Origin of the sequence: Pseudomonas sp. Irchel 3H7 (assembly GCF_900187605.1) — a bacterium.
Lineage (GTDB): Bacteria > Pseudomonadota > Gammaproteobacteria > Pseudomonadales > Pseudomonadaceae > Aquipseudomonas.
The window spans coordinates 185,776-199,230 of record NZ_FYEA01000014.1 but is presented as its reverse complement, the minus strand read 5'-3'; the positions used below and the strand labels follow the sequence as shown (position 1 = coordinate 199,230).

Annotated in this window: 13 protein-coding genes; 5 read left to right on the top strand and 8 right to left on the bottom strand. The window is 59.9% G+C overall.

Annotation, left to right across the window (positions count from 1 at the left end; all coding sequences use genetic code 11):
• Both CKW38_RS25510 and CKW38_RS25505 read right to left on the bottom strand, forming a co-directional pair.
• On the bottom strand, positions 1-3,250 hold a 3,250-nt coding region (locus CKW38_RS25510; protein WP_095114168.1), incomplete at its 3' end, for a DUF6531 domain-containing protein.
• A 116-nt stretch (positions 3,251-3,366) separates the two neighbouring features.
• Positions 3,367-3,630, bottom strand: coding sequence for a PAAR domain-containing protein (locus CKW38_RS25505; RefSeq protein WP_007920142.1), 264 nt, complete (start codon positions 3,628-3,630; stop codon positions 3,367-3,369).
• Between the two features lie 455 nt (positions 3,631-4,085).
• Here CKW38_RS25505 and arfB point away from each other — a divergent pair, with 455 nt between their 5' ends.
• Positions 4,086-4,499, top strand: coding sequence for an alternative ribosome rescue aminoacyl-tRNA hydrolase ArfB (gene arfB / locus CKW38_RS25500; RefSeq protein WP_007920134.1), 414 nt, complete (start codon positions 4,086-4,088; stop codon positions 4,497-4,499).
• Here arfB and CKW38_RS25495 read toward each other — a convergent pair.
• The 6 genes from CKW38_RS25495 to phhA all read right to left on the bottom strand — a co-directional run bounded on the left by CKW38_RS25495 (position 4,496) and on the right by phhA (position 8,908).
• Positions 4,496-5,683, bottom strand: coding sequence for an MFS transporter (locus tag CKW38_RS25495; RefSeq protein ID WP_176472370.1), 1,188 nt, complete (start codon positions 5,681-5,683; stop codon positions 4,496-4,498). The two genes, arfB and CKW38_RS25495, sit on opposite strands and share 4 nt — an antisense overlap.
• A gap of 114 nt (positions 5,684-5,797) precedes the next feature.
• Positions 5,798-5,980 (bottom strand): hypothetical protein, encoded by a 183-nt coding sequence (locus tag CKW38_RS25490; protein WP_042704957.1) that lies wholly within the window; start codon positions 5,978-5,980, stop codon positions 5,798-5,800.
• Between the two features lie 70 nt (positions 5,981-6,050).
• Positions 6,051-6,182: a hypothetical protein gene (locus CKW38_RS30470; RefSeq protein ID WP_016987951.1), complete on the bottom strand. Its 132-nt coding sequence runs from the start codon at positions 6,180-6,182 to the stop codon at positions 6,051-6,053.
• Between the two features lie 267 nt (positions 6,183-6,449).
• The gene (locus CKW38_RS25485; protein WP_095114166.1) at positions 6,450-7,643 is read right to left on the bottom strand and encodes an amino acid aminotransferase; all 1,194 of its coding nucleotides are present in this window, start codon (positions 7,641-7,643) and stop codon (positions 6,450-6,452) included.
• A complete protein-coding gene (locus CKW38_RS25480; RefSeq protein ID WP_003222798.1) occupies positions 7,643-7,999 on the bottom strand; it encodes a 4a-hydroxytetrahydrobiopterin dehydratase in 357 nt (118 codons plus the stop codon). Before CKW38_RS25480 ends, CKW38_RS25485 begins: the two co-directional genes overlap by 1 nt.
• Positions 8,000-8,116: 117 nt before the next feature.
• A complete protein-coding gene (phhA, locus tag CKW38_RS25475; RefSeq protein WP_007920123.1) occupies positions 8,117-8,908 on the bottom strand; it encodes a phenylalanine 4-monooxygenase in 792 nt (263 codons plus the stop codon).
• Between the two features lie 373 nt (positions 8,909-9,281).
• Between phhA and CKW38_RS25470 the strand changes: the two genes are divergently transcribed.
• The 4 genes from CKW38_RS25470 (at position 9,282) to flgH (ending at position 13,437) form a co-directional block, all read left to right on the top strand.
• Positions 9,282-10,844, top strand: coding sequence for a sigma-54-dependent phenylalanine hydroxylase transcriptional regulator PhhR (locus tag CKW38_RS25470; protein ID WP_007920121.1), 1,563 nt, complete (start codon positions 9,282-9,284; stop codon positions 10,842-10,844).
• Positions 10,845-11,117: 273 nt separating this feature from the next.
• Positions 11,118-11,858: a flagellar basal body rod protein FlgF gene (locus CKW38_RS25465; protein WP_007920119.1), complete on the top strand. Its 741-nt coding sequence runs from the start codon at positions 11,118-11,120 to the stop codon at positions 11,856-11,858.
• A 45-nt stretch (positions 11,859-11,903) separates the two neighbouring features.
• Complete coding sequence (flgG, locus tag CKW38_RS25460) at positions 11,904-12,689, top strand: flagellar basal-body rod protein FlgG (protein ID WP_007920118.1); 786 nt, start codon at positions 11,904-11,906, stop codon at positions 12,687-12,689.
• A gap of 52 nt (positions 12,690-12,741) precedes the next feature.
• On the top strand, positions 12,742-13,437 hold the full coding sequence (flgH, locus tag CKW38_RS25455) for a flagellar basal body L-ring protein FlgH (protein WP_007920116.1): 696 nt from the start codon (positions 12,742-12,744) through the stop codon (positions 13,435-13,437).
• Positions 13,438-13,455: the final 18 nt, after the last annotated feature.

Sequence of the window (13,455 nt, the reverse complement as noted above, 5' to 3'; positions counted from 1 at the left end):
TGAGCAGCGTAGATTTGTCGTCGCTGCGTCCCAGCAGTTGTTCTTGCAAACGGCCGGCCGGGTCCCAGCTTTGGGTTTGCAGCAGGTGGTTGCCTTGATGGCGGGCGACTTCGCGGTGCAGGTCGTCACGCTCGTAGCCGATCAGTTCGTGTTCATCGAGGCGCAGGCCCAGCAGGTGGCCGCTGCCGTAAGTCAGCCAGCTGACGCGGTGGCCGTCGGGGCGCACGCTGGCGACTCGTTGGTTGAGCACGTCGTACTCGTGTTGCCAGATCGCGACGGTGGGTTTTTCCAGTCCGAGGTAATGCTGGTGCTCGCGCAGCAGATTGCCGGCCGGGTCATGGAACCATTGCAGGCGGCTGTCGGCGTTGTCGGCCAGCACCAGGTTGCCGTTGCCATCGTAGGCAAAGGTTTCGCTTTGCGACTGGTCGCCCAGAGTGGCGCGACGTTCAGTCAAACGGCCCATCGGGTCGAAGCTCAACGAGATGACGCGTTGGCCATTGATCGATTGGGCGAGGCGACCGGTCAGTGGGTCGTACTGATAACGCGTGCTGCGCCCATCGAAACCGCGTTCCTCGAGCAGGCGTCCGACCGGGTCGTAGTGGAAGTGCGCGCGTTGTTCGTTTTCGTTTTCCAGCGCCGTTAACCGTCCGAGACGGTCCCAGCGATAGCGCAGGGTTTGTTCGGCAGCGTCGATACGTTCGGCGATCAAACCGGCGGCGCTGTAGCTCCACGTGGTGCAACGATCGAGTCCATCAACGTGCGCCAACAACCGACCTTCGGCATCACGATCAAAGCGCTCTTCGGTCTTGTCCGGGTGCTTGATCAGCACCAATTGGCCGGCCTTGTATTCGTATTCGGTGGCGTTGCCGGCAGCGTCGGTGAAGCAGACCATTTGCCCCAGTTCGTTGTACTCCCAGGCGCTGGTTTTGCCCGAGCAATCGACGTACTCGACCAGTTGCCCGGCATCGTTGTAGTCGAGGGTTTTTTCGTTGCCGTTGGCGTCCTTGATCGCGGTGGGCTGGCCGGATTTGTTGTAGGCGTATTCGGTTTTGTTGCCCAGCGGATCCAGCGCTTCGACCAGGTTGCCTTGGTCGTCATAGGTGCGCTGCCACTGACCGCCCTCGGCGTCGCTGATCTTGATCAGCAGGTCCTGATCGTCGTAGGCGTAATGCATCACGGTGTGATCGGCGCGGATGTGTTCGAGCTGGTTGCTGCGTTCATCGTAGCTGTAGCGATCGGTGCTGCCGTCGGCATTGACGCGGCGCACGATGTTCTTCGCCTCGTCGCGGAAGAACCATTCCGAACGCTCGTCGGAATAGCGAATGCGGTAGGTGTAGCCAAGGATGTCGTAGTAGTGCCAGGTCTCGTTGCCGAGCGCGTCGGTGACGTAGGTCAGACGAATGTTTTCGTCCCATTCCAGACGCGTGTCGAAACTGCCGTCATCGGCCCATTCGCGCACGGCTTTGGCCTTGGCGCTTGAACCGTTCCACTGCAGGTTCATGCCGCGCCCGGTGCGGTCGGTGTAGCGTGTGATCAGGTGGTGCTGGAACTGATACGACCAGACGGCGCCGTTCTCGTCTTGCGCCTGAATCAGGTCGCCATAGGCGTCGTACTGGTAGGCGCAGAGCTGGCGCAGCGGTTCGCCGTCAACGATCTGCCAGAGGCCGATAAACCGGCCGTGATCGTCGATCATCGTGCCGAGGTGCAAATGGACTTTGGTGAAATCGTTTTCCTGATAGGTGATCAGGTCGGAGAGCAGCGAGTGTTCGCCGTGACGATGCTCGTAATGCAGCATCACTCCGGCGCCGTTGCGCAGCGAAATGTTACTCAGCACAAAGCGCTGGCCACGGCGGACGTAGGTTTCCTTGCGTTCGAAACCACGGCACAGCAGCAACTGATCTTCGCTGTTGCGGACCAGGGTGATGTTTTCAATGGCGTCGTAGTGGAACAGGCCGACTTTTGGCAGTGGATAGCTGTGGTCGCGGCCGTCGGCGCTGTAGAACGTCAGGCCATCGTCCACACAGTCAAACCGCGTGGTGAATTCGTTGATCCAGCGAGCGCCGAGTTCGCTCTGATCGTAGGCGTCGAGGCGCGAGTTGTAGGTGCGCGTCCATTCGATCGGGAAGGGGCCGGGCAGGCTGAAATCGGTATGGCTGAGGCTTTCCGAACCCAGGGCAAAGTTGATGCTGAATTCAGTGGCGCATTTACAGGGCCCTTTCTCCGGATTGGGCGCGCTTTTCGCTGGGGCTTGCTTGTTGTTAACACCCAATTCGCCTTCCGCTGCCGTGTGCGTGGCCTTACCGGTCTTCTCCGTATGGACCGCGGCGTTCTGGCCATGGGCATTGCGCTTGCGCCACAGGGTCACGGCGCTGGAGAGGATCTGCAGCAGCCAGCCGATGGAGTTCTGCACATTTTTATCGTCGAGCTTGCTCAACTGCGTGCGCAGTTCCGGGCCCATCGCGCGCAGTTTGCCGGTCTCGGTGGTGATCTGTTTCTGGAGATCGTTTGGCAGCAGATTCTGCGCGACGCTGTTGACCATCCCTTTGCCTGCCGCTTTCAAGGCGCTGTTGGCGGCCGCTAAAAAGTTGTCGGCCGTCGCGAGGGGGTCGTTGAGCAGTTGGCCGCGCCCGACGCTTGCTCTTGCGCTGGCTTCCTCCAGATCACCCATGGCATCCAGCCGGCCAAGGGCTGTTGTTTCGATACCGGTGGCAATCTCGTTGATGATTTGTTCGCCGAGCTTGCCAGCGTCCGCCAGAATCCCCGGTAACTTGCCTTTGGCTTGCTCAACAAAGTCATCGAGGGTGCCGATGATCGAGGCATTCAGGTGACCGACCAGCACCTCGATCACGGAAGTGCTGAGCAACAACTTGCCGCTGGCCCTCATCTCCTGACGTACCAGAAACAGCGTCGGCCGCAGGGTCATGCGCGCCGCTGCCATCGACGGCGGCAACGGCAAGACGCCGATCAGGTTGATGCCAAGGCTGGCCCAGGTGAGCAAGTCGCGTTGCTTGGCGTCCGACAGGGTGACAATGTCACTCAGCGCATCGACCAGTGCCATGATGTTGCCGACCACCGGCAAGAAACCGGCGTAGTTCTTGATCCGGTCAAGCGTAACCACACCATCGGTGGCGGATTGCAGCCAGGCATCGAAAGCCGCTGCACTGCTGGCGACGTCCTGAACGTCGATGGCATTGAGTGGAACGATGGCAGCTTGGGGCTCACGTTTTGCGACAGCAGTTTCAGTGGTCATTACGTCATCTCACCCGGCGACAAGGTCCGGGCTTCGCGGGCAAAAATTGAAGACCTCAACGAGCGGGCGAGAAAAAGCCGCCTCTCAGAGGTACGCATCAAAGTGAAAAAACGGAATTAGCTGACGACAGCGCCTTTCGGGCCACTGGCGATCAGCGCGGCGCCGCAGGCGGTTTTCATGCCGTCCAGTGCGATGGGTGTGCCATCGACGGTGTAAGTGCTGCTGCCCTCGGCAATCGGGAAAACCCCTTTGCACAACGGGCAGCTGACCTTGTGCCCGACCCCGGCAATCGGCTTGCCGTTGAGGTCGGTGCGGGAGAAGGCTTCGAGGACTTTGCCACCGTGAGTGGTGGAGTCGCCCAAGCGAATTGCGTCTTTCATTGCGTCATTCCTTTGACCGAGGATGGCTGGCTCGGCGAGCAATCCTGTCTTTCCTGCCTGCGTTCAGCAGGCGTTAGTGCCGATTTGATATCAAAATCCGTGCCAGCCACTATATGGCCATTACGCAGCAAGGGTTTGCGCCGGATGACTGCGGGATAAATCGATTTTTGCTGGGGAAAACGGTTCAAAGTGCGCAAGAAGTTGCGCAGTGCTGTGCAACTTCTTGCGCACTCGGCTACAGGGCCCGTGTGACATGGGCTGGAGACTATTGACGGGCGTTTTTTTGACGACAGGTGCGCAAGAAGTTGCGCAGTTGGGCGGCTGATCGATTTCTGACAAATCGATGGCGATTGCTTTGGCTTCATCGCGAACAGGGGAAGGCCGGCAGTGGATCTTCAGCAGGTTCGAGGTTTGTTTCGCGGTATCCTGCGCGCTCTGATTACGGACGCTTTTCCATGCTGGTGATTTCCAACAACGTGCATCTGCCGGATGCCGAGATCGAACTGACCGCCATCCGCGCGCAAGGCGCCGGTGGGCAGAACGTCAACAAGGTCTCCAGCGCCATGCACTTGCGCTTCGACATACCGGCCTCGTCCTTGCCCGAGTTCTACAAGGAGCGGCTGCTGGCGCTGCGTGACAGTCGCATCACCAGCGACGGCGTGTTGATCATCAAGGCGCAGCAATACCGCACGCAGGAAGCCAACCGCGCCGATGCGCTGGAGCGTCTGGTCGAGCTGATTCTCAGCGCCACCAAAGTCGAAAAGAAACGCCGCCCGACCAAGCCGACCCTCGGCTCAAAGAAGCGTCGGCTCGAATCGAAAACCAAGCGCGGCAGCATCAAGGCCGGGCGCGGCAAAGTGGACTTCTAGTCTTCGCGATACTTGGCGGTGTGCTTGTACAGATACACGCTCAGTGCCAATCCGCTTAGCGCGGCGAGGGCGGCGAACAGGAAGATGGACGCAAAACCGAAGCCTGCCGCAATCGCCCCGGCCAGCGGCCCGGTGATCCCCAGCGACAAGTCGATGAACAGCGAATAGGCGCCGACCGCTGCGCCACGGCTGGATGCGGGCACTAGATTCACCGCTTCCACGCCCAGCGCCGGGAACACCAGCGAGAAACCAAACCCGCTCAACGCCGCACCGGCCAGCGCCCAGTGCGCGTCCGGCGCCAGCCACAACAGCAGCAGACCAAGGGTTTCCACCGACAAACAGGCAATCGCCACGCGAAAGCCGCCGAGGCGGTTGATCAGGTTGCCGAACAGCAGCCGCGCGCCGATGAAGCTGGCGCCGAACAGGCTCAGGCACAACACGGCGTTGTCCCAATGCTGAGTCGCGTAATACAGGGTGATGAAGGTGGCGATGGTGCCGAAGCCGATCGAGCCCAGCGCCAGACCGCAGCCATGGGGAAACACTTTACCGAGCACATGCATGAACGGCAGACGCTCGCCGGCGACAATCGGTGCCGGCGTTTTCGGCCAGGCCAGCAACAGGCCCAGTGCGGCGAGCAGGATGATGCTGACGCCCATGCTCCACAATCCCAACTGGCCGACCAGCCACACGCCGAACGGTGCGCCGACCGCGAGTGCGCCATAACTGGCGATGCCATTCCAGGAAATCACTTTGGCGGTGTTCGCTGCGCCGACCCGGCCGATGCCCCAGCCGATCGAGCCGGAGCCGACGAGGCTTTCCGCGCTGCCCAGCACCAGTCGACCGATCAACAGACTGATCAAACTGAGCATCGGCATGCTCGGTGTCCACGCCGAAATCAGCATGAACACACCGCTCAAGCCACACCCGGCGAGGCCAATCATCACCGCGCGTTTGCTGCCCTGATTATCGATGATCTTGCCGGCGTACGGGCGGCTGAGCAGGGTGGCGAGGTATTGCACGCTGATCACTAGACCGGCAATCACCGCACCAAAGCCCAGATCGCTGTGGACATAGCCCGGCAACACCGCGAGCGGAATGCCGATGTTCAGGTAACCGATAAAGGTGAAGAGGACGATGGAAACGACTTGCAGCGTAACCGCCAGGGGGCGCTGGGGTTCTTGCATAGAGGACGACATGGGTAACGATCCACGGGAGCGGCAGATTAGATAGGCTGCTTATGATACCGACGTGGACGGATCTGGGGCGGGAAAAGTAAAACTATTTGCTGGATGGCGACATCAAGGTTTGGCGGGGGCAACCAGCTGCGTGGTGACCAGCGCGGCCAGGGCGTTTTCCTCTGTGCCGAAACGGGCGAGCAGGGCGGCTTGTTTCTCAGGCGAGAGACGATTCCAGATCTCGATCATTTTCTCGGTGGCGCCGATCAGTACGGCAGCTTGGCTTTCGGAGAATTCGTCGGTCATGGCGGGCTCGGGGTTCAGGCAGTGTGGAAAGCGCATGTTAGCGCTTTCCACACGGTCTGTACGACGGGTCTTACTCTTCGTTGTCGGCCGGGCGGCTCTCAACGGCTTCTTTCGGCTCGGGTTGCCCCGCGCCGGCTTGTTGCGTGGTCGTCTGCTCAGGTACGTGCAGGCTTGGGAAGGGGAGATTAGGAATCTCGTGCATGGTTGCGCTCCTCGCTAAGTCTGTTGATAGATCTGGTAGATCCGCGCTTCTTGAAAGCCTGCGCAGGATACAGCAGGAAAAATGACAATCAGACTTTTAATTCAAATTAATGCGACAGATGGCCGCAGGGGAGGCCCAGACGAGAGATTGATCGTTCCAACGCTCTGCGTGGGAATGCCTCAATGGACGCTCTGCATCCGCTGTTGGGACGCAGAGCGTCCCGGGCTGCATTCCCACGCGGAGCGTGGGAGCGAGCAATGGGAGGGATTATTTGCAGACGTTGGCGATGGCTTCGGCCAGCAAGGCGAGGCGCGTAGCGTCGATACCGGCAACGTTCGCCCGGCCCGAGCTGACCATGTACACGCTGTGGTGCTCACGCAGTTGTTTCACTTGCTCCGGCGACAGCCCGGTGTAAGAGAACATCCCGCGCTGCACGCCAATGTGCGCAAAGCGCTCGCGCAAGCCGTGTGGCTCCAGCGCTTCGACCAAGCCGCTGCGCAGTTGCGCAATGCGCAGGCGCATGGCTTCCACTTCATCGGCCCAGCGGGCTTTCAGCTCTGGATCGGCGAGGATGGTCGCGACCACTGCCGCGCCGTGATCTGGCGGCGTCGACCACAGGTTGCGAGCGATGTTGGCCAGTTGGCTGCGGATGTCGATGAGCTTGTCGGCGGTTTTCGCGCAGACGATCAGCGCGCCGGTGCGGTCGCGGTACAGGCCGAAGTTCTTCGAGCAGGAACTGGTGATCAGCAGCTCGGGCACTTCTGCCGCGAACAAGCGGGTCGACCACGCATCCTGCTCCAGACCGTCGCCAAAGCCTTGGTAGGCAAAGTCGATCAGTGGCAGCAGATCGCGCCTGCGCACCACGTCCAGTACACGCTGCCAGTCGTCATGATTCAAATCGAAACCGGTCGGGTTGTGGCAGCACGCGTGCAGCAGCACCACATCACCTTTCGGCACTTCGTTGAGCACCGCGAGCATGGCTTCGACGTCGAGGCGGTTGTCGCTGCCCACGTATGGGTAGTGACTGACCTTGACCCCGGCCGTGGCGAAAATGGTTTCGTGGATCGGCCAGGTCGGGTTGCTCAGCCACACGCCTTTGCCCGGCAGGCATTGGGCGATGAAGTCGGCGGCCAGACGCAGGGCACCGGTGCCGCCCGGGGTCTGAGTAGCGCCGGCACGCTGTTCGGCGATCAGCTTCGAGTCGGCGCCGAGCACCAGCTCATTGATGACTTTGCCGAACAGCGGGTTGCCGTGGCCACCGATGTAGGTCTTGGTGTCCTGGCTTTCGACCAGCCGCGCTTCGGCGATTTTCACCGCTTCCGGGATCGGCGTCAGGCCCTGAGCGTCCTTGTAGACGCCAACGCCCAAGTCGAATTTGCGCGGGTTGCTGTCCTGCGCATACGCCTCCATCAAGCCGAGGATCGGGTCGCCGGGTACCCGGCCGATGGCGTCAAAATGCATTACTTGCGTCCTTCTGCAGTCTTGGCCACTTCGTCAGTACGCGCGGCCATGATGAAGTCGTTGCGGTGCAGACCTTTGATCGAGTGGCTCCACCAGGTCACAGTGACTTTGCCCCACTCGGTCAGTAGGCCCGGGTGATGACCTTCGGCCTCGGAGATCTCGCCGACAGCGTTGGTGAAGGCCAGTGCGTGTTTGAAGTTCTTGAACAGGAAGACCTTCTCCAGTTGCATGATGCTGTCGCGCACTTCGATGTTCCAGTCAGGGATCTGCTTGATCAGGATCGGCAGTTCTTCGTCGCTGACTTGTGGCGCATCGGCGCGGCAGGCTTCGCAGTGGGCTTGGTTCAAAGTCGACATGGTGTATTCCTGAAATCGAGTGTGTTTTTTTTATTAAAGCGTTTGAGCTGTCAATGCCGTCACGCTAAACCAAAGTGGCGGCGACTGACAGGCTCAATTGTCAGCAAAAGTCGCGGTTCACGCGGCTTTCGGTTTCGGCGGAAATTTCGGTGCGTGCAGACCCAGCTGCATGCCCTGGCGAACCATGGCCATGATGTCTTCATGGGCCACATCGAACAGACGCTTGAGGTTCGGCAGGACAAAGTACAGCGGTTGCAGGATGTCGATGCGATACGGCGTGCGCATGGCTTCGAGCGGATCGAAGGCTTGATGCTCAGGCTCGTCCGACAGCGAGTAAACGGTTTCTTTCGGTGAGGACAGGATGCCGCCGCCGTAGATGCGTTTGCCTTGTGGGGTGTCGACCAGGCCGAACTCGATGGTCATCCAGTACAGACGCGCTAGATAAACGCGTTCTTCCTTGGTGGCCTGCAAACCGAGTTTGCCGTAGGTGTGGGTGAATTCGGCGAAATACGGGTTGGTCAGCAACGGGCAGTGACCAAAGATCTCGTGGAAAATATCCGGCTCTTGCAGGTAGTCCAGCTCTTCGCGGGTACGAATGAATGTAGCGACCGGAAATTGCTTGCTGGCCAGCAGTTCAAAAAACGTCTGGAAGGGGATCAGTGCCGGCACGCGGGCGACCTGCCAACCGGTGGTCTCGCCGAGCACCTTGTTGATCTCGCCGAGTTGCGGAATGCGGTCGTGGGGCAGACCGAGTTTTTCGATACCGTCCAGGTATTCCTGGCAGGCACGCCCTTCGATCACTTTTAGCTGGCGAGTGATCAGCGTGTTCCACACCGCATGTTCTTCGGCGGGGTAGTCGATAAAACCTTGCGCATCGGGCTCGCGGGCCACGTATTGCGTCTGCTTCATACTGCTCTCCTGCTAGGGGAATTCGTTCTTGTTATGTCCAGCGATGGATTCAGAATTACCTGAGAGCGGGTTGATGTGCAGCAGGTTGAATGGCCTGCGCGTAGGAAATTTCTCTTTAATTCGTAAAGTTATCGTTACGGTTTGACGGATATCTCGCATTTACGGTGATTCATGGGTTTGAAAAGGCCGATGGCTGTCACATAATCTTGACAACTATCTGCGTGCCACCATAGAAAAGTCTGGCGCGGTCCCCTGTAGGAATGAGCCTGCTCGCGATAGCGGTGTATCAGTCAGCATCAATATCAACTGACCCAAAGCCATCGCGAGCAGGCTCACTCCTACAGGTTTCTCATCGTTTATTCGGGCGATTTATATGCGCATCAAAGTCCACTGCCAGAACCGCATCGGCATCCTGCGCGACATTCTCAACCTGCTGGTTGCCTATGGGATCAACGTCGCGCGCGGCGAGGTCGGTGGCGAGCATGGCAATGCGATCTACCTGCACTGTCCGAACCTGATCAATATTCAGTTTCAAGCGCTGCGCCCCAAGTTCGAAGCGATCGCCGGGGTGTTTGGCGTCAAGCGGGTAGGGCTGATGCCCAGCGAACGACGGCACATGGAGTTGAATGCGCTGCTCGGCGCACTGGAGTTTCCGGTGTTGTCGATCGACATGGGTGGCTCGATCGTCGCGGCCAACCGCGCGGCGGCGCAGTTGCTCGGTGTGCGCGTTGATGAGGTGCCGGGGATTCCGTTGTCGCGCTACGCCGAAGATTTCGACTTGCCGGAGCTGGTGCGCGCGAATAAATCGCGAATCAATGGCATGCGGGTCAAGGTCAAGGGCGACATCTTTCTGGCCGACATCGCACCGCTGCAATCGGAGCACGACGACAGTGAAGCGATGGCCGGTGCCGTGCTGACCTTGCATCGCGCCGACCGCGTTGGCGAGCGCATCTACAACGTGCGCAAGCAAGAGTTGCGTGGCTTCGACAGCATCTTCCAGAGTTCGAAAGTCATGGCCGCCGTGGTGCGGGAAGCGCGGCGTATGGCACCACTGGATGCGCCGCTATTGATTGAAGGCGAAACCGGCACCGGTAAGGAGTTGCTGGCGCGTGCCTGCCACCTCGCCAGTCCGCGCGGGCAGTCGCCGTTGATGGCGCTTAACTGCGCCGGCCTGCCCGAGTCGATGGCCGAGACCGAGTTGTTCGGTTATGGCCCGGGTGCGTTCGAAGGCGCGCGCGCTGAGGGCAAGCTTGGGCTATTGGAATTGACCGCGGGCGGCACGCTGTTTCTCGACGGTGTCGGTGAAATGAGTCCGCGCTTGCAGGTGAAGTTGTTGCGTTTTCTGCAGGACGGTTGCTTCCGCCGGGTCGGCAGTGATGAAGAGGTTTATCTGGATGTGCGGGTGATCTGCGCCACCCAGGTGGACTTGTCTGAGCTGTGCGCACGGGGCGAGTTTCGCCAGGATTTGTATCACCGCTTGAACGTGCTCTCCTTGCACATCCCGCCGCTGCGCGAATGCCTCGACGGGTTAACCCCACTGGTAGAGCATTTTCTTGATCAGGCCAGTCGGCAGATCGGCTGCTCGCTGCCGAAACTGGCGCCGGCGGCGATGGATCGCCTCAGTCATTACCACTGGCCGGGCAACGTGCGGCAGTTGGAAAACGTTTTGTTCCAGGCAGTTTCACTGTGCGATGGCGGCACGGTGAAAGCTGAGCATATTCGTCTGCCGGATTACGGCGTGCGTCAGCCGCTTGGCGATTTCTCGCTGGAGGGTGGGCTGGACGAGATTGTCGGGCGCTTCGAGAAAGCAGTGCTGGAGCGGCTGTATTCCGAGCATCCGAGCAGTCGGCAGTTGGGTAAGCGGCTGGGGGTTTCGCACACCACGATTGCCAACAAACTGCGTGAATATGAGGTCGGCAAAGATCCCGAAGCTTAAGATCAAAAGATCGCAGCCTTCGGCAAGCTCCTACAGGAATACGCATTTCAAATGTAGGAGCTGCGGCACGCTGCGATCTTTTGATCTTTTGCCGCCAAGCGGCATAACACCGCCGGTTTTTCGACTTCGATACATTTCAAATTTCCTCTCGCCATCCCTCAAGTCCTTTGTTTACCGGGCCTTTGTGCGCCAGAAAAAAGTTGGTCTGCAAATTGCTTATGGCTCAGCAGTACAGCGGTGGGCGGCAAACGTCCGGCATGCAGAGGAAAGAGTGTGGACAAGTACCTTTATGTGGCAATGACCGGCGCCAGCCAGAATGCGCTGGCGCAAAAGGCGCATGCCAACAACCTGGCGAACATCTCCACCAACGGTTTTCAGCGCGACCTGGAGCAGGCGCGTTCGATGCCGGTGTTCGGTGACAGCTTTCCGGCGCGTGCGTTTGCCATGAGCGAACGGCCTGCAACCGACTTCACCCCGGGCTCGCTGGTGCAGACCGGCCGCGACCTCGACGTCGCGGTGACCGGCAACGGCTTCATTGCCGTACAGAACCCGAACGGCGGCGAAAGCTACGTGCGCACCGGCAGCCTCAACGTCGACGCCCTCGGCGTTTTGCGCGCCGGCAACGGCATGCCGGTGATCGGCAACGGCGGTCCGATCGCCGTGCCGCCCGAGCAGCAGATCGAAGTCGGTGAAGACGGCACCATCAGTATTCGTGCGATGGGCGAAGGCCCGCGCGTCATGGCGGAAGTCGACCGGATCAAACTGGTCAACCCGGACATCAAGAACATGAACAAGGGCCTCGACGGCTCGATCTACACCAAGGACGGCCAGCCTGCGCCGGCCGATGCCAACGTCAAGCTGGTGTCGGGTTTCCTCGAGTCGAGCAACGTCAACGCCGTTGAAGAGATGACCTCGGTGCTGGCCCTGGCCAAGCAGTTCGAGTTGCACGTCAAAATGATGAACACCGCCAAAGACGACGACCAGGCCATGGCTCGGGTCTTGCAGATCAGCTAATTATCAGAACGTCGCGCCGTAAAACAGGCGCACGAGGAGAATCGAATGCTTCCGGCTCTATGGGTTGCCAAAACCGGTCTGTCCGCCCAGGACACCAACCTGACCACCATTTCCAACAACCTGGCAAACGTGTCGACCACGGGTTTCAAACGTGATCGCGCCGAGTTCCAGGACTTGCTCTATCAGATCAAGCGTCAACCAGGCGCCCAGTCGACCCAGGACAGCGAACTGCCGTCGGGTCTGCAACTGGGTACTGGTGTGCGCATCGTCGGCACCCAGAAAAACTTCACCGCCGGCAGCCTGCAAACCACCGAGCAGCCGCTGGACATGGCCATCGACGGTCGCGGTTTCTTCCAGATTCTGCAGCCGGACGGCACCACGTCGTACACCCGTGACGGTACCTTCCACCTCGATTCCAATGGCCAGATTGTTAACGCCAGTGGTTTCGCTCTGGAACCGGCCATTGTCATTCCGAACGATGCCCAGACCTTCACCGTCGGTCGTGACGGCACCGTGTCCATCACGGTTGCTGGCAACGCTGCGTCGCAGGTGATCGGCAATCTGCAAACCGCCGACTTCATCAACCCGGCCGGTCTGCAAGCCGTGGGCAACAACCTGTTCCTGGAAACTGCCGCTTCCGGCGCGCCGCAAGTCGGCACTCCGGGTCTGGCCGGTTTCGGTACGACCCTGCAGAACACCCTGGAAACCTCCAACGTCAGCACCGTTGAAGAGATGGTCAACATGATCACCACTCAGCGCGCTTACGAGATGAACTCCAAGGTGATCTCCACCGCTGACCAGATGCTCTCGTTCGTAACGCAGAATCTGTAATCAAGTCTATGAGGCGGCCATGAGGTCGCCTGCAACACCGTGAGGTAGGGTCATGAATCGCTTTGTATCTGTTCTGGCATTGAGTGGGGTCGTCTCGCTCGCGGGCTGCGTCGCCCCGACGCCCAAGCCCAATGACCCTTACTACGCCCCGGTGTTGCCGCGCACGCCGTTGCCGGCTGCCGCCAATAATGGCTCGATCTATCAGGCCGGCTTCGAGCAGAACCTGTACAGCGACCGCAAGGCTTTCCGGGTCGGTGACATCATCACCATCACCCTGAACGAGCGCACGCAGGCGAGCAAGAACGCCAACTCGCAGATGGACAAGAACAGCGATAACAGTGTCGGTCTGACTTCGTTGTTCGGCTCCAGCCTGACCACCAACAACCCGATTGGTGGCGGTGACCTGAGTCTGAACGCCGGCTATAGCGCTGACCGTTCGACCAAGGGCGACGCCAAGTCCGGGCAGAGCAACAGCCTGACCGGTTCGATCACCGTGACCGTCGCTGACGTGCTGCCCAACGGCATTATCGCCGTGCGTGGCGAGAAGTGGCTGACGCTGAACACCGGTGACGAGCTGGTGCGCATCGCCGGCCTGGTGCGCGCCGATGACATCGCCACGGACAACACCGTGTCGTCGACCCGGGTCGCCGATGCACGCATCACCTACTCGGGTACCGGCGCATTTGCCGATACGAGTCAGCCAGGCTGGTTCGACCGTTTCTTCCTCAGCCCGCTGTTCCCTTTCTAGGTGGCTACGTTGAATCTG